14 protein-coding genes and 1 pseudogene are annotated in these 20,540 nt (G+C 71.6%); 2 read left to right on the plus strand and 13 right to left on the minus strand.

What is annotated here, in order from left to right:
* Positions 1 to 137: 137 nt before the first annotated feature.
* The 13 genes and pseudogenes from holA to BIU98_RS11765 all read right to left on the minus strand — a co-directional run bounded on the left by holA (position 138) and on the right by BIU98_RS11765 (position 17,312).
* On the minus strand, positions 138 to 1,157 hold the full coding sequence (holA, locus tag BIU98_RS11705) for a DNA polymerase III subunit delta (RefSeq protein WP_071276043.1): 1,020 nt from the start codon (positions 1,155 to 1,157) through the stop codon (positions 138 to 140).
* Between the two features lie 640 nt (positions 1,158 to 1,797).
* Positions 1,798 to 3,687, minus strand: a pseudogene (locus BIU98_RS20060) (ComEC/Rec2 family competence protein); the annotation flags it as partial.
* Positions 3,582 to 4,337: a helix-hairpin-helix domain-containing protein gene (locus tag BIU98_RS11715; protein WP_071276047.1), complete on the minus strand. Its 756-nt coding sequence runs from the start codon at positions 4,335 to 4,337 to the stop codon at positions 3,582 to 3,584. The pseudogene BIU98_RS20060 and the gene BIU98_RS11715, both read right to left, overlap by 106 nt.
* A 93-nt stretch (positions 4,338 to 4,430) precedes the next feature.
* Positions 4,431 to 6,986 carry a leucine--tRNA ligase gene (leuS, locus tag BIU98_RS11720; RefSeq protein ID WP_139200680.1) on the minus strand — a complete coding sequence of 852 codons (2,556 nt, stop codon included), beginning with the start codon at positions 6,984 to 6,986 and terminating at the stop codon, positions 4,431 to 4,433.
* A 97-nt stretch (positions 6,987 to 7,083) separates the two neighbouring features.
* The gene (cydC, locus tag BIU98_RS11725) at positions 7,084 to 8,781 is read right to left on the minus strand and encodes a thiol reductant ABC exporter subunit CydC (protein ID WP_071276049.1); all 1,698 of its coding nucleotides are present in this window, start codon (positions 8,779 to 8,781) and stop codon (positions 7,084 to 7,086) included.
* Entirely contained in the window at positions 8,778 to 10,445 is a 1,668-nt protein-coding gene (gene cydD / locus BIU98_RS11730) for a thiol reductant ABC exporter subunit CydD (protein WP_071276051.1), read from the minus strand. The genes cydC and cydD overlap by 4 nt, the downstream gene beginning before the upstream one ends.
* Before the next feature lie 11 nt (positions 10,446 to 10,456).
* Positions 10,457 to 11,461, minus strand: coding sequence for a cytochrome d ubiquinol oxidase subunit II (gene cydB / locus BIU98_RS11735; RefSeq protein WP_071276053.1), 1,005 nt, complete (start codon positions 11,459 to 11,461; stop codon positions 10,457 to 10,459).
* Position 11,462: 1 nt separating this feature from the next.
* The gene (locus BIU98_RS11740; protein WP_071276055.1) at positions 11,463 to 12,875 is read right to left on the minus strand and encodes a cytochrome ubiquinol oxidase subunit I; all 1,413 of its coding nucleotides are present in this window, start codon (positions 12,873 to 12,875) and stop codon (positions 11,463 to 11,465) included.
* Positions 12,876 to 13,142: 267 nt separating this feature from the next.
* Positions 13,143 to 14,066, minus strand: a complete 924-nt coding sequence (locus BIU98_RS11745; RefSeq protein WP_071276057.1) for an ABC transporter substrate-binding protein — start codon at positions 14,064 to 14,066, stop codon at positions 13,143 to 13,145.
* Positions 14,063 to 14,791 carry an ABC transporter permease gene (locus BIU98_RS11750; RefSeq protein WP_071276059.1) on the minus strand — a complete coding sequence of 243 codons (729 nt, stop codon included), beginning with the start codon at positions 14,789 to 14,791 and terminating at the stop codon, positions 14,063 to 14,065. Before BIU98_RS11750 ends, BIU98_RS11745 begins: the two co-directional genes overlap by 4 nt.
* Positions 14,788 to 15,504: an ABC transporter permease gene (locus BIU98_RS11755; protein WP_071276061.1), complete on the minus strand. Its 717-nt coding sequence runs from the start codon at positions 15,502 to 15,504 to the stop codon at positions 14,788 to 14,790. The genes BIU98_RS11750 and BIU98_RS11755 overlap by 4 nt, the downstream gene beginning before the upstream one ends.
* On the minus strand, positions 15,501 to 16,427 hold the full coding sequence (locus BIU98_RS11760; RefSeq protein ID WP_071276063.1) for an ABC transporter ATP-binding protein: 927 nt from the start codon (positions 16,425 to 16,427) through the stop codon (positions 15,501 to 15,503). Before BIU98_RS11760 ends, BIU98_RS11755 begins: the two co-directional genes overlap by 4 nt.
* Positions 16,428 to 16,664: 237 nt before the next feature.
* Complete coding sequence (locus tag BIU98_RS11765; protein WP_071276065.1) at positions 16,665 to 17,312, minus strand: TetR/AcrR family transcriptional regulator; 648 nt, start codon at positions 17,310 to 17,312, stop codon at positions 16,665 to 16,667.
* A 144-nt stretch (positions 17,313 to 17,456) separates the two neighbouring features.
* On the opposite strand from BIU98_RS11765, the gene BIU98_RS11770 reads away from it, so the two are divergent.
* Together BIU98_RS11770 and BIU98_RS11775 are read left to right on the plus strand one after the other, a co-directional pair.
* Positions 17,457 to 18,506 (plus strand): App1 family protein, encoded by a 1,050-nt coding sequence (locus BIU98_RS11770; RefSeq protein WP_071276067.1) that lies wholly within the window; start codon positions 17,457 to 17,459, stop codon positions 18,504 to 18,506.
* Between the two features lie 11 nt (positions 18,507 to 18,517).
* A complete protein-coding gene (locus BIU98_RS11775; protein WP_302847967.1) occupies positions 18,518 to 20,431 on the plus strand; it encodes a glycoside hydrolase family 15 protein in 1,914 nt (637 codons plus the stop codon).
* The last annotated feature ends 109 nt before the right edge of the window (positions 20,432 to 20,540 follow it).

The following is a 20,540-nucleotide window of genomic DNA, read 5'->3' on the forward strand; positions in this document are numbered from 1 at the left end:
GAGATCCGCTGACGCCGCCGAAGTCCGCGGTTCGAGCCGACACCGGTTGTGCGGCGTCGGCCTGGAGGCTCGGCTCAGCTCTCCGGGCTCGCCTCGTCGGGCGATGGTGCGCCGCCGGCCGGGAGGCTCGGCTCAGCTCACCGGGGCTCGCCGCGTCGGGCGATGGTGCGGACCATGACCTCGAGCGCGTAGTGGGCGTCGCGCGAGCCGCCCTTCACCGCGGTGTCGGCCTCGGCGATGCTGATGATCGCGTTCGCCAGGCCGGACTCGCTCCACCCGGCGACGTCGCGCTGCGCACGCTGCACCTGCCACGGCGCCATGCCGAGCGCCGACGCGGCCTGCCCGCTCGAGCCCCGGAAGGCACTGACCTTCGCCATGGTCCGGATCTTGCTCGCGAACGCGGCGACGATCGGCACGGGGGCCTCTCCCGTCGCCAGGGCGTGCCGCAGCTCGACGATCGCCGGTGCGGACCGGCCCGCGAGCGCGATGTCCGCGACCTTGAACGCATTGGTCTCGACGCGGCCGCCGTAGTACTTGTCGACGACGCGGTCGGTGATCTCCTGGGCCTCGTCCGCCAGGAGCTGTCGACACGCTGCGGCCAGTTCGGCCAGGTCGTCGGCGAACGCAGCGACCAGCGTGCGCACGGCCGAGGGCGCGATCTTGCGTCGGGCGGCGCGGAACTCGGCGTTCACGAAGTCGATGCGGTCGGTCTCCCGCTTGAGCTCGTCGCACTGGACCTCGATCCCCCCGCCCACGCCGCTGCGGATCGTGTCGAGGAGCTTCTTCCCGCGCACCCCTCCCCCGTGCCGCAGCACGAGGGTGACGTCGTCGGCCGGGTTGCCCAGGTACGAGATCGTCTCCGTGATGAAGGCATCGGTGCACTTCTCGACGTTGGTGACCCGCACGAGCCGCGGCTCGCCGAAGAGCGACGGGCTGGCGAGCGTCGCCAGCAGCCCGGGCGCGTACTGGTCGGCTTCGAGGTCGTGGACCTCGAGCGCGGGGTCCTCGCCGACGAGCAGGTCGCGGAGCATGCCGGTGGCGCGCTCGGCGAGGAAGGTCTCCGGGCCGGTCACGAGGACGACGGGTGCGGGCCGGATGCTCGACCACGGGACCTGGTCGATCTTCGCGGCGGCGCGCGCGGGCTTCTTGGCGGGCATGCGGTCCTTCCGACGGTACGGGGTCGAGTCTACGGGCCGCCCCCGACGCGGACGGGCCGCGTGGTGGTGCAGATGATGGTTCCACCGGAGGTCCCGACGGGCTCCGCGGCAGCTGCCGTTCCGTCCAGACCTCGGGGCCGGAGGCTCCCCCGCTGACCACGATCGTCCCCTGCAGGTCCGTGCGGAACGGCGTCGTGCCCGCTGCGGCGAGCAAGTCGAGGGCGCGCTCGGTCGGGTGTCCGTAGGTGTTGTCCGCGCCCACGCCGATGAGGCCGACCGGCGCCGCGAGCTCCCGGTAGAGCGTGGGGTCCTGGTCCGCTGAACCGTGGTGTGCCACCTTCACGAGGTCGACCGGCCCGAGCGCCGCCGACGTCGGGCCCGGCCCGCGCAGCCGCCGTTGCGCCGTGGTGTCGAGATCGCCGAGGAACACCCCGGTCAGGCACGTCGGGCACTCCGGGGGTCGGTCCGTCCGCAGCACGATGCTCGCGTCGTTGCCGCTCGTCCGGTCCCCCGCCCGTGGCCAGAGCACCCGCCACGGCATGCGCCCGAGGACCCCGTGCACGCCGTCGTCAGCGCGCCGGACATCGACCCCCGCGGCCGTGAGCCGTCGGAGCACCCCGGTGTCGGCCGGCCGCGCTGGCGGTCCGACCAGCGCGAGGTCCACGTCAGCCACGACCTCGTCCACCGCTCCGACGTGGTCCTCGTCGTAGTGCGTCAGCACGAGCAAGTCGATCCGGTCGACGCCGAGCAGGTCGAGGCACCGCCGGAGCCGAGCGGGGTCGTCGCCGACGTCGATGAGCGCCGTGCTCGCGTCGTCTCGCAGGAGGACCGCGTCCCCCTGCCCGACGTCGCACATCGCCACGGACCAGTTCCGCGGCAGCCCGGCGCGGGTCAGGACCGCCGGCACGAGCGTCGTCGCCAGGCCGATGACGGTCACCACCGTGGCGACGAGCACGAGCGGCACCCGGGCGGCCGCGGGCGCGAGCACCGCGGCGATGACGGCCCCGCTGACGACCGCGGCCGCCACCACACCGACGACTCCGGCTGGCCACGGGAGCGATGCCACAGGCAGCCCGGCAGCCAGGTGGGCGATGACCCCGATCACGGCAGCGGGAGCCCAGGCGACCGCCGCCACGACGCTCGCGGCGGCCGGCCACAGCGGCGACAGGACGCACGCCAGCAGCCCGATGACCGTGACCACGGGGGCGAACGGCTCGGCCAGCAGGTTGGCCGGTACCGCGTACGTCGGCAGGGCGGGCGCGAGCGGGATCGTCAGCGGCCAGCACGCCACCTGCGCGGCGACCGGCACAGCCACGGCGGCGGCCACCGGCGTCCAGCAACGCCGAGCGAGCAGCGCCGTCAGCGGCGGCCCGAGCACGACGATGCCAGCGGTCGCGAGCACCGAGAGGCCGAAGGCGAAGGACCGGGCGAACCACGGGTCGACGACGAGCATCCCGACCGCGGCGACGGCGATGAGCGGCACGCCCCGGACCGGACGACCGGCCAGGTGCACGACGAGCACGACGACGGCCATGACGTTCGCGCGGAGGATCGACGGATCCGGGCGGACCAGCACGACGAACCCGACGAGGAGCACCACCGCCAGCGACGCACGAGCACCACGGCCGAGCCCCGCCGCACGCCCGAGCAGCACCACGAGGGCCACGATGACCGCGCAGTTCGACCCCGAGACCGCGGTCAGGTGGGTCAGCGCGCTGGCCTCCATCGCTGCCTCGGTCGCCGGGTCCAGACCGCTGCGGTCACCGATCGCCAGCCCGCGGAGCAACGAGCCACCGGGCTGTGGCAGGTCCGCGGTCACGGCGGCGAAGGCCTGGCGCGCGTGGTCCGTCAGCGCGAGCAGCCCGGTCGGCGGCTCGGTGACGGGCGTCCCGCGGAGGAACACCACGAACGCCGTGGTGGCTCCGGGCTCGTCGGGTTCGAGCGTTGCGCCCGCGAGCAGCGTCGTGCCGGCGCCGAGCGTGCCCGGACGGGGAGCGTCGTCGTCCGCCGCGGGGACGACCCGGACGGGCACGTCCAGCCCGGTCGTGGTGCCGGCCGCGCGCAGGGTCGCCAGGACGGAGCGGTCCGCCGCGGTGAGGTCGCGGTCGAGTACCACCGTCACGTGCGCCGACCGCCCGGCCAGGGCCTCCACCGCCACCGGGGTCCGGCGAGCGTCCCCGACCGCGGCGGCGACGGCGACCAGGCACACGAACGCGGCCGTCGTCACCACGAGCCCCACCACGGCCTGGACCCGGTCGCCGGGCGATCGGACCCACAGCAGGGTGGTCCCCACGAGGAGCACCACGCCGGCGACCGCTGCCACCGTCCATGCCACCGACGCCGACCCGACGAGCACGGCGGCGACCACCCAGGCGAGGGCGACGGGCAGAGCGATGCGCAGGTCAGCTCGGTCGGGTGCGATGCTCACACGCGCACCCGGTCCTGCAGCTCGGCGAAGCGGCCGTCCCCGATCCCGCTGACGTCGAGCAGGTCCTCGACCGCCGAGAACCGCCCGTGCTCGTCCCGCCACGCGAGGATCCGCTGCGCCAGCCCCGGACCGATCCCGGGCAGGGTCTCGAGCGTGGCCTGGTCGGCCGTGTTGAGGTCGACGACGTCCGACGCCGCGGCGCCGGACATCCCAGGACCGGACCCAGCCCCAGCACCAGGTCCAGCCCCAGCCCCAGCGGACCCAGCAGCACCAGCAGCGCCCCCACCGTCCGCCTCCAGCGCCTGCGGCACGTCGCCCTCACCGACCCGCGGCACGTACAGCCGCTCCCCGTCCACGAGCGGCCGTGCCAGGTTGAGCCGAGCCAGGTCCGCGTCCCCGGACGCCCCACCCGCCGCCTCGAGCGCATCGGTGACCCGGCCGCCCCCGGGCACCGTGACCACCCCGGCGTGCGCCACGGCCCCGAGCACGTGCACGACGACCGACGGCGGCACGGACGCCGACGCCGACGCCGACGGACCAAGAGGACGACCCGAAGCCGACGCAGCACCAGCACCAGCACCAGCACCACCCCCTGCCGGTACAGACGCAACCGCCGACGCCGCCCCCGTCACCGACGTCACCCCACCAGCACCGCTCCCCCGCGCACCGAGCACGATGACGACCAGCGCGATGACCACCACCACAGCGGCGACGACGAGCGCCGCGCGGGGCGAGAGCGTGAACCGGGACATGGCCGGAACGCTACGGAGCCCGGCCACCCGGCCGGGCTCCGACGAGCGACACCGTGGACGACCGACGTCGCCAGTCGGTTGTGGAGGAGTCGACTACCCCTTGATCGCGATGTTCACGAGCTTCGGCGCCCGCACGATGACCTTCACGACCTCGCGGTCGCCGATGTACCGCTGCACGGACTTCGACGCCCGCGCGAGCCGCTCGAGCTCGTCGGCCTCGATCGACTTCGACACCTCGAACGAGTCACGCACCTTGCCGTTGACCTGGACCACCGCGGTCAGGGTCTCCTGCACGAGCAGCGTCGGGTCGGCCTTGCGCCACCCGTACGTGGCGACCGAGGCGTCGTAGCCCAGCGTCTGCCACATCTCCTCGCCGGTGTACGGCGCGAAGACGCTGAGCCCGAGGGCCACGGTCTCCACGGCCTCGCGCACGGCGGGGTCGCCCGCACCGGGACCGCTGTCGATCGCCTTGCGCGTGACGTTCACCAGGTCCATGAGCCGCGCGATCACGACGTTGAACTTGAACGACTCCATCAGCCCGGGGGCGTCGGAGAGGAACCGGTGGGTGACCTGGCGGACCGCGCGGTCGCCGTCGGCCCACACGGCGTCCGGCGTCGAGGTGACGTCGGTCGCCAGGCGGTAGGCCCGCGCCAGGAACCGGGCAGAGGCTGCCGGGGAGACGTCCTCCCAGTTGATGTCGTCCTCCGGCGGACCGGCGAAGCCCATCACCAGGCGGATGGCGTCGACACCGTGCGCGTCGAGTTCGTCACCGAGGGAGACGCCGCCCTTCGACTTCGACATCTTCGAGCCGCCCGAGAGCACCATGCCCTGGTTCAGCAGCGCCGAGAACGGCTCGGTGAAGTCGAGGTAGCCGAGGTCGAACAGCACCTTGGTGACGAACCGCGCGTACAGCAGGTGCAGGATCGCGTGCTCGACACCGCCGATGTACTGGTCGACGGGTGCCCACTTGTTCACGAGCGCCGGGTCGAAGGCCTGGGTGTCGTCGTTCGCGGACAGGAAGCGCAGGAAGTACCACGACGAGTCGACGAACGTGTCCATCGTGTCGGCGTCGCGCTTGGCGGGGGTGCCGTCGACCGGGTTCGGCACGTTCACCCAGTCGGTGGCTCCGCCTAGCGGTGACGTGCCCTTCGGCTTCAGGTCGAGGCCCTCGGTGGAGGGCAGCACGACGGGCAACTGGTCCTCCGGCACCGGGTACTCGGTGCCGTCCTCGCCGTGGATGATCGGGATCGGGGTGCCCCAGAAGCGCTGACGCGAGATCAGCCAGTCGCGCAGACGGTACGTCTTCGCTGCACGACCGGTCCCGCGCTCGTCGAGGAGCTTGATGGCCGCGGTGATCGCGTGCTGCTTGCTCATGCCGTCGAGCGGTCCGGAGTTGATCATCCGACCGGTGCCGGTCAGCGCCTGGCCGGTGCTGACCGGGTCGAGCGAGGGGATGTCGAAGTCGTCGAGCGTCGCGCCCTCGGGGATCACCGGGATCGCGCCGGTCACGGCCGCGTTCGTGTCGACGACGACCTTCACGGGCAGGTCGAACGTCCGCGCGAAGTCGAGGTCGCGCTGGTCGTGCGCCGGCACCGCCATGACCGCACCGTGGCCGTAGTCGGCGAGGACGTAGTCGGCGGCCCAGATCGGCAGGCGCTCCCCCGTCAGCGGGTGGATCGCGAACCGGTCGAGCGGCACACCGGTCTTCGGGCGGTCCGCGTTCTGCCGGTCGATCTCGGAGGTCTTCTGCGTGGCAACGAGGTAGTCCTCGAACGCGGCGCGGGTGTCGTCACCGGCAGTTGCGACCAGTGACGCCGCCAGGTCCGAGTCCGGCGCCACGACGAGGAACGTCACGCCGTGGATGGTGTCCGGCCGGGTGGTGAAGACGGTCACGGGCTCGTCGCGGCCCTCGATCACGAAGTCGACGTCGGCACCGACCGAGCGGCCGATCCAGTTGCGCTGCATCGCGATGACCTTGGCGGGCCAGCGGCCCTCGAGCTGGTTCAGGTCGTCGAGCAGCCGGTCCGCGTACTCGGTGATCCCGAAGTACCACTGCGTCAGCTTCTTCTTGACGACGACGGCGCCGGAGCGGTCCGAGGTGCCGTCCGGCAGGACCTGCTCGTTCGCCAGCACGGTCTGGTCCACCGGGTCCCAGTTGACCCAGCTGTCCTTGCGGTAGGCCAGGCCCTTCTCGTACATCTTCAGGAACAGCCACTGGTTCCACTTGTAGTACTCGGGGTCAGAGGTGTGGATCTCCGTGGACCAGTCGAAGGACGGCGCGTAGCGCTTGAACGAGGCCTTCTGCTGCGCGATGTTCGCGTAGGTCCAGTCCTTCGGGTCGACGCCCCGCTTGATCGCCGCGTTCTCCGCGGGCAGGCCGAAGGAGTCCCAGCCGATCGGGTGCAGGACGTTGAAGCCCTGCTGCCGCCAGTAGCGCGCCACGAAGTCGCCGAGCGCCCAGTTCTCCGCGTGCCCCATGTGCAGGTCGCCCGACGGGTACGGGAACATCTCGAGGATGTACTTCCGCGGACGACGGTCGTCGGGGTCGGCGGTGAAGAGGCCGAGCGCTTCCCAGCGTCCCTGCCACTTGTCCTGGATGCGACGGAAGTCGTAGGCGTTCGGGTCCTCGACGTGCTGCTCGTTGGTCACGGAACTCTCAATCGGTCTGGAGGCGCGGTGCAGGTCGCGCGGACGTGCGCCGGTCCCCAAGATTACAAGGCCGGTGCGACGGTGCGGGACACCGCGCTCAGGCCGCGATGCGGCCGTCCCGCATCCGCATGGTCCTGGTGACCAGCTCGGCCGGCACCGGCACGTGCGACACGACGAGGACGGTGCGTCCGACGGCCTGCGCCGTGGCGACGAGGTCACGGAGCAGCGCGTCGCCGAGGTCGGGGTCGATGTCGGCCGTCGGTTCGTCGAGGACGAGCACCGGGAAGGCGTGCAGCAGCGCCCGGGCCAGTGCCAACCGGTGCGCCTGCCCACCGGACAGCAGCCCGCCGCGCTCCCCCACGCCGGCGTCGAGCCCGCCACGCCGCTCGACCCAGTCACCGAGTCCGACCCGCGCCAGGACGGCGAGCAGCTCCTGGTCGGTGGCGGACTCCTTCGCGAAGAGCAGGTTCTGCCGGACCGACTGGTCGAACACGAACGGGTCCTGCTCGATCAGGCCGACGCGGGCGCGGACGGCGTCGGGGTGCATCGTGTGGGCCTCGACGCCGTCGAGCGTGTACGACCCGTCGTGGTCGACGAACCGGACGAGGGCGTCCACGAGGGTCGACTTCCCCGCGCCGCTCGGCCCTTCGAGGACGACGACCTCGCCCGGCGCGAGGGCGAACGAGACGCCGTCGACCGCGGCGGTCTCGGACCCGGGCCAGCGCACGGTCAGGTCCCGCACCGCGAGCGTGACCGGACCGTCGACGAGCAGGTCCTGCGGCGCGGCCTCGGCGTCGGGCTCCGGCACGATGCCGACGGGCGTGGTCCCCGGGACGACGCGCTCGACCCGGTCCGCGGCTGCCCGGACCCGGCGCAGCGTGAGGACCGCGAGGGGGACGGTCCCGACGACCTCGAACAGGGCGAGCGGCACGAAGACCGCGAGCGCCCAGAGCGGACCGTCGAGCGCCCCGGACACCACCGCCGGCGCCCCGACGGCCAGGATCCCCACGACGGCACCGCCGCCGATGAGCCCGACGAGTGCCCCGACGAGGGCCTCGACGCTGGCACGACGTCGGACGGCGCGCGTCACCCGGGCGTCGAGTGCGTCGATGTGCGCGAGCCGCTCGTCGAGCGTGCCGTAGGCGGCGAAGACGTCGAGCGTCCGGACGGTGTCGAGCACCAGGTCGGCGACCCGGCCCCGGTCCGCAGCGGTCTCGGCGTCGCTCCGACGCGCGATCGACGCCGTCACGACGGACCCGAGCGCCGCCGCGACGACGAGCGCGACGACCAGGACGAGCGCTGCCGGCACCGACACCAGGCCGACTGCCACGACCGACAGCACCGCGGCCACGCCCGCGGACACGAGCGGCCCGACGACCCGGATCGGCAGGTCCTGCAGCCGGTCGGTGTCGGTCACGAGCCGCGTCAGCAGGTCACCGCGACCGCTGGAGCCGAGCCCCGCCGGGGCGACCGACGCCAGCCGCCGGTAGGTCTCGGTCCGGACGACGGCCAGCTGCCGGAACGAGGCGTCGTGCCCCGCGAGCCGGTCGACGTACCGCAGGGCAGCGCGGCCGAGGGCGAACGCGCGCACCCCGACCATCACGAGCGTCAGGTACAGGATCGGCGGGTGTTCCGCTGCACGGGTGATGAGGTAGCCGCTCGCGGCCAGCAGCGCCACCGCGCAGAGCGCACTCAGTGCGCCGGCGGCGACGGCACGGCCCCACACCGGACCACGGGGCATGGCGAGCCGGAGGACGGAGCCGACCCGGGCCTCCCGGCTGGTGACGCGGCTCATGCGCGCGCCCCCTGCACCGGTGCGGGACTGCCGACGTCGATGCGGACGTCGGCGGCCGCGATGACGGCCGGACGGTGGCTGGCGACCACGACGACGGCGCCGTTGTCGGCGAGCAGCCGGATGGTCTGCAGGACGCGGGCCTCGGCCTCGGCGTCCAGGGCGGACGTCGGTTCGTCCAGCAGCACGAGCCGGGTGCCGGAGCGGTCGTGCCGGTACAGCGCCCGCGCCAGGGCGACCCGCTGGGCCTGCCCGCCGGAGAGACCGGCTCCGCCGGACCCGACCTGGAGGCCCGGGTCGGCTCCCAGCCCCGCCGCACCGAGTGCGCGTGCCACGGCCTCGGGCACGGGGGTCGCGCTGAGCGCGACGTTCTCGGCGACCGTCCCGCGGACGAGCCGGGGCCGCTGGTCCGCCCAGGTGATGCGGTCGTCGCGCGTCGTGCCGGCGGCACCCGGCACGACGACCTCGCCGTCGTGGGGCAGGACCCCGCGGATCGCGGCGATGAGGCTCGACTTGCCGGAGCCGCTCGGCCCGGCGAGGACGACGACCGTGCCCGGGGTCGCGTGCAGGTCGACGGGGCCGATGACGACGTCGGGGCGGCGGACGGTGACGCGGTCGAGCACCAGGGCGTCGGCGGCCGGCAGCACGGGGCCGGTGCCCGCCGGTGCGCTGTGATCGTCGTGTCCGCCGCGCACGTCGTGGTCGTCGTCGAGGACGTCGAGGACGGCGGTGGAGGCCTCGACGCCGTCCTGCGCGGCGTGGAAGTCCGCACCCACCTGACGGATCGGCGCGAAGGCCTCCGGAGCCAGCACCAGCACGAACATCGCGGCGCCGAGGCCGAGCGAGCCGTCCACCAGCCGGATGCCGATCGTCACGGCGACGAGGGCGACGGACAGGCTGGCGGCGAGCTCGAGCGCGAACCCGCTGACGAACGAGAGCCGGAGGACACCGAGGGTACCGCGGCGGTGCTCGTCCGTGACCGTGGCGATGCGGCCGACCTGCCGTCGGGCACGACCGAAGACCTTCAGGGTCGCGAGGCCCTCGACGGCCTCGGTGAACGCACCACCGAGACGGGCGAGCGCGTCGGACTGTCGGCGCTGCAGGCTCTGGGTGGCCAGGCCGATGAGGACCATGAACACCGGGATGACGGGCAGGGCGCACAGGACGATCAGCCCGCTCGTCAGGTCACCGAGGCCGATCGCCACGACCAGCACCGGCGTGGCGACCGCGGTCAGGGCGAGCTGGGGCAGGTACCGCCCGAAGTAGGCGTCGAGTGCGTCGAGGCCGGGCCCGAGGGTCGTCGCGAACCCGGCGCTCGAGCGCTCCGCGAGCCAACCGGGACCCCGCTCGGCCGCGCGTTCCAGGACGGTCCGACGGAGTTCGCGCTTCACCGTCGCGGCCGCCCGACCAGCCAGGTCGTCGGTGGCCCAGGCCGCCACGGCCCGCAGCAGGGCGGCGCCACCGAGCAGGCAGAGGGTGGGGACGAACGCCCCCGGGACGACGCCGCCGCGGTGCACGGCGTCGACCACCTCGGTGACCGCCGCCGCGATCCCCCACGCGAACGCGATGGTCGCCACCGTGCGGAGCAGACCGGTGGCGGCGGCAGCCGCGATGAAGCCGCGCGCAGAGCGCGACAGGCGGAGCAGACGCGGGTCGAGCGGCTTCATCGCGGGCCCGCCTAGTGCGCCGCGGCGGTGACGTGCGCCCGGGAGACGCGCTTGCGGAAGACCCAGTAGGTCCAGGCCTGGTAGGCGAACACGAGCGGCACGAAGATCAACGCCACCCAGCTCATCACCGTCAGCGTGTAGGTGCCGGACGAGGCGTTCGTCACCGTCAGGCTGTTCGCCGGGTCGACCGAGTCGGGCATCACGTTCGGGAAGATCGCGGTGAACATGGCGAGCACCACCGCGGCGATCGTGACGGCCATCAGCGTGAAGGCCCTGCCCTCGCGGCCCCAGGCGTTGCAGAGGACCGCCAGCACGAGGGCCAGCGCAGCCACGACCGAGCACACGAGCGATGCCGGGGTGGCCCGGACGAACGCCATCGCCACGAGGAACACGGCGGCGACGACGATCGTCACGATGCCAGCACGGGTCGCCAGGCGCTTGGCCCGCTCACGGATGTCGCCCTCGGTCTTCAGTGCGATGAACACGACGCCGTGCGTGAAGAACACGAGCAGCGTCGCCGCGCCGGTCAGCAGCGCGAAGGGGTTCAGCAGGTCGAACAGGGTGCCGGTGAAGTTGTGCCCGGCGTCCATCGGGATGCCGCGGACGACGTTGCCGAACGCGACGCCCCAGAGGAACGACGGGACGGCGCTGCCGACGATGATCATCAGGTCGAAACGGCGCTTCCACGAGCGCTGCTTGTCCTGGTGGCGGTACTCGAACGAGACGCCGCGGAGGATGAGCGCCGCCAGGATGAGCAGCAGCGCCAGGTAGAAGCCGGAGAACATCGTGGCGTACCACTCCGGGAACGCCGCGAACAGGCAGGCACCGGCGACGATGACCCAGGTCTCGTTGAGGTCCCAGACCGGGCCGATCGTGTTGATCATGACGCGGCGGTCGGTGTCGTCCTTGCCGAGGAACGGCAGGGCCATGCCGACACCGAAGTCGAAGCCGTCGAGCACGAAGTAGCCGACGAAGAAGAGTCCGACGATCGCGAACCAGAGCACGGGCAGGTCCATCTCAGTACACCGTCACTTCGTGCTTGACCTCGCCGGTCGTCTCGTCGACCTCCGCCGGGGCGGCGGGGCCCTCCTGCGCGACCTTCTTGATGAGCCGGAACTCGACCACCGCCAGGGACCCGTAGATGATCGTGAACACGACCAGCGAGATGAGGACCTCGAGCCCGGTCACGTTCGGCGAGACGCCGTCGCTCGTCCGGAGCAGCCCGAACACGAGCCACGGCTGGCGGCCCATCTCGGTGAAGACCCAGCCCATGATCATCGCGGCCATCGGCAGCGGCACCGCCCAGGTGGCGACCCGCCAGACCCACCGCTGCTGCGGGAAGCGGCCCCCGCGGGTCAGCCAGAGTCCGGCCAGCGAGACCATGACCGCGCCGACGCCGAGGGCGATCATCCAACGGAACGACCAGTAGGTGACCCAGATGACCGGCTTGTAGTTGCCCGGGCCGTAGACCTGCGTGTACTGGGCCTGCAGGTCGTTGATGCCCTCGACGGTGCCGTTGAAGGTGTGCGTGGAGAGGAACGAGAGCAGGTAGGGCACCCGGATCGAGAACAGCTCGTGGACCCCGTCGGGCGTGCCGAGCGTGAAGACCGAGAAGGAGGCGTCCTTGCCGGTCGCCGTGTTGTACAGCGCCTCGGCCGCGGCCATCTTCATCGGCTGGGTGTCGACCATCGTCAGGCCGAGCTGGTCGCCGGTGAGCACTGTGAGCGCCCCGGCCGCGACCATCGTCCACAGGCCGAACTTCAGCGCCGGCATCATCGTCTCGAGGTTCTGGTTGCGGGCCAGGTGCCAGCTCGCCACCGCGATGACGACCCCGGCTGCGACCATGAAGCAGGCGAACAGCGTGTGCGGGAACGCGGCGAGTGCCACCTTGTTGGTCAGCACGGCCCAGATGTCGGTGAGTTCCGCGCGGCCCTTCGCCTCGTTGATGACGTAGCCGACGGGGTGCTGCATGAACGCGTTCGCGGCGATGATGAAGTACGCCGACATGATCGTCCCGGCGCTGACGCACCACATGCTCGCGAGGTGCAGGCCCCTGGGCAGTCGGTCCCAGCCGAAGATCCACACCCCGATGAAGGCCGCCTCGAAGAAGAAGGCCAGGATGCCCTCGAGCGCGAGCGGAGCGCCGAACACGTCGCCGACGAAGCGGGAGTAGTTCGACCAGTTCATGCCGAACTGGAACTCCTGCACGATGCCGGTGACGACGCCCATCGCGAAGTTGATGAGGAAGACCCGACCGAAGAACCGGGTGAGCTGCAGGTAGTGCGCCCGGCCGGTCCGGTACCACGCGGTCTGGAACGTCGCGACGACGACGGCCATGCCGATCGTCAGCGGGACGAACAGGAAGTGGTAGATCGTCGTGAGGCCGAACTGCCACCGCGACAGGATCAGGGGATCGAGGATGTCGTTCATGCGGCGGTACCGGTCGGGAACGCCGCGCGCTGTTGAGGCACGTCAGTTGCTTCCTGTGGAGGGGGTCCTGCTGGTTCTGTCACGCCCTCGGGACACTCCAACGGTAGCGCTCCCGACACCGCTTCGACAAGTTGTAGAACCCTCGCGTGCACGAACGTGCACGGCCCCTGATCGGCACAACCGTGCCGAACCGATGTGCTCCGGGAACGACGACAGGCGCCGGGCTGCTGCCCGACGCCTGTCGTGTGACTCGATGGGACGTGCTCGCTACAGCAGGCCCTTGTCCGTCAAGAACTCCTTGGCGATGGTCGACGCCTTCTCCTTGTCGGCCGTGCTCTTGGCGTTCAGCGAGATGAGCTCGTCCGTCGTCAGGACCTTGCTCACCGCGTCGATGTCGTCAGCGGCCTTCTCGCTCACCTTGCTCGACACGACCGGCGTGACGTTCTGCGGCAGGATCAGGTTCTTCGGGTCCTTCAGCGAGACGAAGTCGTTCGCCTTGATGCTCGGGTCCGCGCTGTAGATGTCGGCGAGCTGGACGGTGTCGTCCTTGAGCGCCTTCACCGTCAGGGCTCCGCCGGAGTCCTCGATCGCCTTGAAGTCGACGTCGACGCCGTACTCGGACTTCAGGCCCTCGGGCCCGTACGGCCGGGTCTGGAACTCCGAGTTCGCGCCGACGGTGAGCGAGTCCTTGACCTTCGACAGGTCGGACAGGCTCGTGACGTCGTACTTCTCCGAGAAGGCCTTGGTGACCGTGTAGCTGTCCTGGTCGGTGGCCTCGGCGGCGTCGAGGGCGCGGAGGCCCTTCGGCAGCGCTTCCTTGAGCCCGGACGCGATCTCCGTCGCGGTCTTGGCGGTCGACTTCTTGTCGTAGTACTGCAGCAGGTTGCCGCCGTACTCGGGCATGACGTCGATGGCGCCCTTCTGCAGCTGCGGGAGGTACACCTCGCGCTGACCGATGTTGTAGTTGCGCTTGACGTCGAAGCCGTCCTTCTCGAGGACCTGGGCGTAGAGCTCGGCGATGATCTCGTTCGAGTAGTACTGCTGCGAGCCGATGACGATGGTCTTCGAGTCGGACGAGGCGCTCGAACCGCTGTCGAGCGGGTCGCTGGACGCGCAGCCGGCGAGGGCGGCGACGACGCCGACCGCCAGCGCGGCAGCGACGCCGGCGCGGATCTTGGGTGCTGTGATCACGAGGGGTTTCCTTCCGGGATGGGATTGCGGGCTCGCTCGCGCGATCCCTTGCGTCGCCCGGCTTCCCGGCCGGAGACGCCCGCGGGCACCACCACCCGTTGCAGCAGGGAGAAGACGATCTCGAACGCGATCGCGAGGGCGATCACGAGGATGGAGGCGCCGAGCATCATGGCGTAGTCCTGGGTCTTGAGCCCGAGGAACACGTACCCGCCGAGCCCGCCGGAACCGACGTAGGCGGCGAGCGTCGCGGTGGCCACGACCTGGAGCACGGCGGCACGGATGCCACCGATGAGCAGCGGCAGCCCGAGCGGGATCTCGACCTTCGTCAGGATCTGCCACCCGGTCATGCCCTGCGCGCGGGCGGCGTCGACCGTGACGGGGTCGACGGACTCGATGCCGGCGTAGGCCCCGGCGAGCACCGAGGGGATCGCCAGGACGACGAGCGCCAGGAGCGGGGCCTGCAGGTTCACGCCGAGCAACAGCCCGAACAGGGTCAGCACGCCGAGGGTCGGCAGGGCACGGATGCCGCCGGACAGCGCGATCGCGAGACCACGGGCACGACCGGTGTGGCCGATGAGGTACCCGAGCGGCACCGCGATGACCGAGGCGATGAGCACCGCGAGCAGCGAGATCCAGACGTGCTCCCAGAGCCGCGCGGGGATGGGGTTGAAGCCGGTGTAGTTGGCGGGGTCGAACACCCAGCCGAAGGCCTGTCCGATGATCACGAGGTCACCTCCGCTGCCTGCAGCACCCGACGGGCCTGGCGCCGGGACACAGAGGTCTTCCGGGTCCACGGCATGACCAGCCGTCCGAGCAGCACGAGCAGGCCGTCGACCGCGAAGGCCAGCACGAGCACCATCACGATGCCGGCGACGATCTCCTCGGTGATGCCACGGCCGATGCCGTCGGTGAAGAGGGAGCCGAGGCTGGTGATCCCGAGGACCGCACCCACGGTGGTGAGCGAGATCGTCGAGACGGACACGACCCGGAGGCCGGCGAGGAGCACCGGACCGGCCAGGGGCAGGTCGACGCGGAAGAACCGCTGGACGCCCGAGTACCCCATCGCGGTGGCGGCGCCGGTCGTGGCGGTGTCGACGGACTCGAGCCCGTCGACGGTCGACCGGACCATGAGCGCCAGGCCGTACAGCGTCAGGCCGATGACCACGTTGGCCGGGTCCTGCAAGCCCGTGCCGATGAGGCTGGGCAGCGCGATGAAGAGCGGCAGCGACGGGATCGCGTAGAGCAGCCCGGCGAAGGTCACGATGCCGCCGCCGATGCTCCTGGTGGAACGCTTGCCACCCGGACGCCGGAGGCGGACGACGAGCCAGCCGATCGGGATCGACAGCACGAAGCTGATGACGATGGGCGGCAGGGCGATCGCCAGGTGCGCCACGGTGTCGTCCCCGATCGTGTCGAGGTTCGACAGCACCCAGTTCACCGCAGACCTCCACCCTGCGCCGGAGCACCCGGGGCGTCGTGGGACGCTCCGGCCTCGTCGGTCGCGGGCAGGGTGGACGGCACGGCAGCGGCGGCGTCGACCACCGCCACGGGACCGGTCAGGACTCCGGCGGCACGGCCGTCACCGTCGACGACGATCGGGCCGGTCGGCGTCTGCTCGATGCGGAGTGCGCGTCGGCCACGGCCGGCCCCGATGAAGTTGGCGACGAAGTCGTCGGCCGGCTCGGAGAGGATCTCGGCGGGGGTCCCCATCTGGGCGATCTCCCCGCCCTTCTTGAGGATGACGACCTGGTCGCCGAGCTTGAAGGCCTCGTCGATGTCGTGCGTGACGAAGACCACGGTCTTGCCGAGCTCACGCTGCAGCCGGATGAGCTCGTCCTGCAGGTCACTGCGGACCAGCGGGTCGACGGCACCGAACGGCTCGTCCATCAGCAGGATGTTCGGGTCGACGGCGAGGCCGCGCGCGACCCCGACACGCTGCTGCTGTCCGCCCGAGAGCTGCGAGGGGTACCGGTCGGCGAACGCCCGGTCCAGCCCGACGGTGTCCATCAGCTCGAGCGCGCGCTGGCGGGCGTCCTGCTTGGACACGCCGGTCAGGAGCGGCACCGTGGCGATGTTGTCGGCGACCTTGCGGTGCGGCAGCAGTCCGGCGTTCTGCATCACGTAGCCGATGCTGCGACGGAGCTTGACCGGGTCGACGCCGGCGACGTCGTCGCCGTCGATCGACACGGAGCCCGCCGAGGGGTCGACCATGCGGTTGATCATGCGGAGCAACGTCGTCTTGCCACAGCCGCTGGACCCGACGAAGACCGTCGTGGTGCGGGAGGGGATGACGAGGTCGAACCGCTCGACGGCATTGGTGCCGTCCGGGTACGTCTTGCGCACCGAGCGGAATTCGATCATGGGTGGGTGCCCTTCTGGTGGGAGGTAGCCCGACTCCGAGTGAGAGTACCCGTCAGCACCGACAGCGGTTGCGTCCGGTGACGAACCGTGACCGAAAGCGCACGCAGCGACCCGTTCTGGGGTGGCCACACGGCCACGGGCAGCCGCAGGAACGACGCCACCCGCGCCTCCAGGCAGGAGACGCGGGTGGTGGGTGGTCCGGTTGACGCACGGCGCGTCGGACGGGCGGGTCGACGGTCAGGAGGCCGCGATCACCGACTCCATGTAGCCGCGGGTCATCGTGCGGTAGGCCTCGATGAGGGCCTGGTCCGGGTGCTCCCGGTCCCGGTGGGCGCGTGCCAGGACGGCGTGGCCGGACTCGGCCAGGACGACCCAGGCGCGGGCGACCGTCTCGTTCTCCGGCACGCCGAAGCGCTCGCGCATGATGCCGCCGACCGCGCCGCCGAGGGCGGCCATGCGGTCCTCGTCGTCGCCGACACCGGACTCGGTGGCGTCACCGAAGCGGATCGCGCGGAAGCCGGGCTCGGTGCGGTACATCTCCGACGTCATCGCGATGAAGGCGTCGCAGGCGGCCTGCCAGGTGGTGGCGCCGGAGGTCTCGAGGGCTTCGAGGAACTTCTCCGCGAGCCGCTGGGTGCAGCGGATCGCGAGGGCCTCGACGACCGCGATGCGGTCCGGGAAGTAGCGGTAGACGGTGCCGATCGACGCCCCTGCTCGTTCGGCGACCATGGCGGTCGTGAGCCGTTCGAACCCGATCTCGTCGATGACCGCCGCTGCGGCGTCGAGGAGTCCGGCGAGGCGTGCCGAACTGCGGGCTTGGACCGGCTCGTTCCTGAGCAGTGATGATCCCCCCGGCAGTGCGTTCGTGACCTCGGTGACGAGCACGTGTTCTCCTTCTCGCGGTGACCGCGGGCTGATTGTCTGACGGGGGCAACTCTCGCAGAGACCGGCTGGAACATCGCTGCGATTCCCGGGGTGTCGAACTCCGTCCGACGACAACCGGACAGTGGCGCATGGGATGATGGCCCGATGCCCGACCCGAGGTCCCATGAGCTGTCGCTCGCCGAGCCGATCCTCCACCGGGCCGCTCGCATCGAGGACGCCGTCCAGGAGTTCCGTGAACAGCGTGCCAGACGCCACGGTCTCGTCCCCACCGTCATCCCGTACACCGGGTACGGCGCCCCCGGGTGGATCCGCGTCCTCTGCCGCGTGCTGCTGACCCGCCGCGGACTGGCCTCGGACGCGTCCTTCACCGGGGTCCGCGGCTGGAAGACCTTCACGAGCGTCGCGGTCGACCACGCCGAGGTCACCGTGACCGCCGGCGGCTCGACGCACACGGTGCAGTCCGACCGCGGCGGCGTCGTCGACACGATCGTGCCGATCGACCTCGAGCCCGGCTGGCACACGATCCGCCTGTCGGCAGGTGGGCAGCGAGAGGCCGAGGCGGACGTCTTCGTCGTGCACCCGGACACACGCTTCGGCCTGCTCTCCGACATCGACGACACCGTGATGGTCACCTCGCTCCCCCGCCCGATGCTCGCGGCGTGGAACTCCTTCGTCGTCACCGAGCACGCACGACGGCCGGTCCCCGGGATGAGCGTGCTCTACGAACGCGTCCTCGCGCAGCACGCCGGGTCGCCCTCGGTCTACCTGTCCACCGGCGCGTGGAACGTCGCGCCGACGCTGCAGCGCTTCCTGACCAGGAACATGTACCCGTCGGGCACGCTGCTGCTCACCGACTGGGGCCCCACGCACGACCGCTTCTTCCGGAGCGGGCAGCTGCACAAGCACGACAACCTGCGGCGCCTGGCGCGGGACTTCCCGGACGTCCGGTGGCTGCTCGTCGGGGACGACGGCCAGCACGACGAGGCGCTGTACGGCGACTTCGCCCGCGAGCACCCGGACCACGTGGCCGGCGTCGCGATCCGCCAGCTCTCCACGAGCGAGGCGGTCCTGGCCGGCGGACGCTCCCGCGCGCAGGAACGCTCGCGTGACTCGGCGGCCCCGTGGGTGTACGCCCCGGACGGCGCAGGGCTGTGGGCGGAGCTCGGGCGGGTCGGACTCGTCGAGCTCGACTGAGCCGATCTTCAGTGCCCGGGCACCCAGACGGGTGGACGCCCGGTGCCGAGTGGTTCGATCGGGGCATGACACAGCGCATCGAGGACCACGCGATGATCGGGGACTGCTACTCCGCCGCCCTGGTCGACCGCTCCGGGACCATCGACTGGATGTGTCTGCCGCGCTTCGACAGCTCGTCCACGTTCGCGGCCCTGCTCGGCGACGAACACGACGGGCACTGGACGCTCCACCCGACCGACCCCGACGCCACCGCTGAACGGCGCTACGAGGAGGACACCCTCGTCCTCACCACGATCTGGACGACCGCTTCCGGCGTCGTCGAGGTCACGGACTTCATGCCGATCGACGCGCACCGCGCCGCCGTCATCCGTCGGGTCCGGGGCCTGCAGGGGTCCGTCGAGATGCGACAGACGCTGCGCATCCGGTTCGACTACGCCTCGGCGCTCCCCTGGGTCCGGCAGATCGGGGACGACGACGACCCCGCCCTCGTCGCGACCGCCGGACCGGGGTCGGTCGTCGTGCGCGGGGTCCGCTTCCACGCCGACGACCACCGCCACGTCGCGACCACCACCATCCGCGACGGCGACGTGCTCGACACCCAGCTCATCTGGTACCCGTCCCACCGCGAACCGCCGGAGGCGACCGACGTGACGCCCGCGCTGGCCACGACGACGGCCTGGTGGCGGGCCTGGGCCGGCAAGACGGAGGTCGAGGGGCCGTACGCGGACGCCACCCGCCGGTCCCTGCTGCTCCTCCGCGCGATGACCCACGCCGAGACCGGTGGGGTCGTCGCCGCCGTGACCACGAGCCTGCCGGAGGACCCGGGCGGCGAACGCAACTGGGACTACCGCTACGTGTGGCTCCGCGACGCCTCGCTGACCCTGGCGTCCCTCATCGCCCACGGCTACCGCGACGAGGCCACCCACTGGCGCGGCTGGCTGCTCCGGGCGATCGCGGGCGACCCGGCCGACGTGCAGATCATGTACGGCATCGCCGGTGAACGCGAGCTCGCCGAACGGGAGCTCCCCGGGCTCGCCGGGTATGCCGGGTCGAAGCCGGTCCGGATCGGCAACGGCGCGTCGACGCAGTACCAGGGCGACGTCTTCGGCGAGGTCCTCGCGGCCCTGCACGACGCCCGCGAGCTCGGCGTCGAGGAGAACGCCGACTCGTGGGCCCTGCAGCGCGCCCTGCTCGGGTTCGTCGAACAGCACTGGCAGGAGCCCGACAACGGCATCTGGGAGATGCGCGGGCCCCGGCGCTCGTTCACGCACTCCCGCGCGATGATCTGGGCGGCGTTCGACCGCGGGGTCGCCGCGGTCGAGGAGTTCGGGCTCGAGGGACCCGTCGAACGCTGGCGGGAGCTCCGCAGTGCTGTCCGCGCCGAGATCGACGAGCACGGCTGGAACGCCGAACGTGGCGCCTTCCGCCAGCACTACGACACCGACGAGGTCGATGCGAGCCTGCTCGCCCTGCCGCAGATCGGGTTCTGCAAGGCGACGGACCCGCGGATGCTCGGCACGGTCGCGGCCATCGAGGAGGACCTGCGCGTCGGCTCCGACGGCCTCGTGCTGCGCTACCGCACCTCGGCCGGGTTCGACGGCCTCAGCGGCAGCGAGCACCCGTTCCTCGCCTGCTCGTTCTGGCTCGTGGAGCAGTACGCCGCGTCGGGCCGGGTCGAGGACGCCGAACGCCTCATGGACGTGCTGGTCGGGTACGCCAACGACGTCGGCATGCTGTCGGAAGAGATCGACGTCGCGACGGGCCACCACATCGGCAACACGCCGCAGGCCCTGAGCCACCTGACGCTCGTGTCGGCCGCCGACGCCATCCAGCGGGCACGGGGCGCCGACTCCGGGCACCGCACACGGATCCCGCAGCACGACGGTGGGACGCGTTCAGCCGGTCGCGGGTCCTTCCGCGCGTAGCGGGTCGTTCCTTGCGACCTCCCACGCGGGCTTCCACCTCCCACTCCGCGTGCGATGGGAAAGAACGCCCCTGTCGACGACGTGACCGCAGACAGACGGGAGGCCCGGT

This window comes from Curtobacterium sp. MMLR14_010 (assembly GCF_001865015.1).
GTDB lineage: Bacteria > Actinomycetota > Actinomycetes > Actinomycetales > Microbacteriaceae > Curtobacterium.

Coding starts and splice junctions, on each gene's coding strand:
- cydC (WP_071276049.1), bottom strand. CDS start 8,781: ATGAGCCGCGTCACCAGCCGGGAGGCCCGGGTCGGCTCCGTCCTCCGG.
- BIU98_RS11770 (WP_071276067.1), top strand. CDS start 17,457: ATGCCCGACCCGAGGTCCCATGAGCTGTCGCTCGCCGAGCCGATCCTC.
- cydB (WP_071276053.1), bottom strand. CDS start 11,461: ATGGACCTGCCCGTGCTCTGGTTCGCGATCGTCGGACTCTTCTTCGTC.
- BIU98_RS11740 (WP_071276055.1), bottom strand. CDS start 12,875: ATGAACGACATCCTCGATCCCCTGATCCTGTCGCGGTGGCAGTTCGGC.
- cydD (WP_071276051.1), bottom strand. CDS start 10,445: ATGAAGCCGCTCGACCCGCGTCTGCTCCGCCTGTCGCGCTCTGCGCGC.
- BIU98_RS11715 (WP_071276047.1), bottom strand. CDS start 4,337: ATGTCCCGGTTCACGCTCTCGCCCCGCGCGGCGCTCGTCGTCGCCGCT.
- BIU98_RS11760 (WP_071276063.1), bottom strand. CDS start 16,427: ATGATCGAATTCCGCTCGGTGCGCAAGACGTACCCGGACGGCACCAAT.
- holA (WP_071276043.1), bottom strand. CDS start 1,157: ATGCCCGCCAAGAAGCCCGCGCGCGCCGCCGCGAAGATCGACCAGGTC.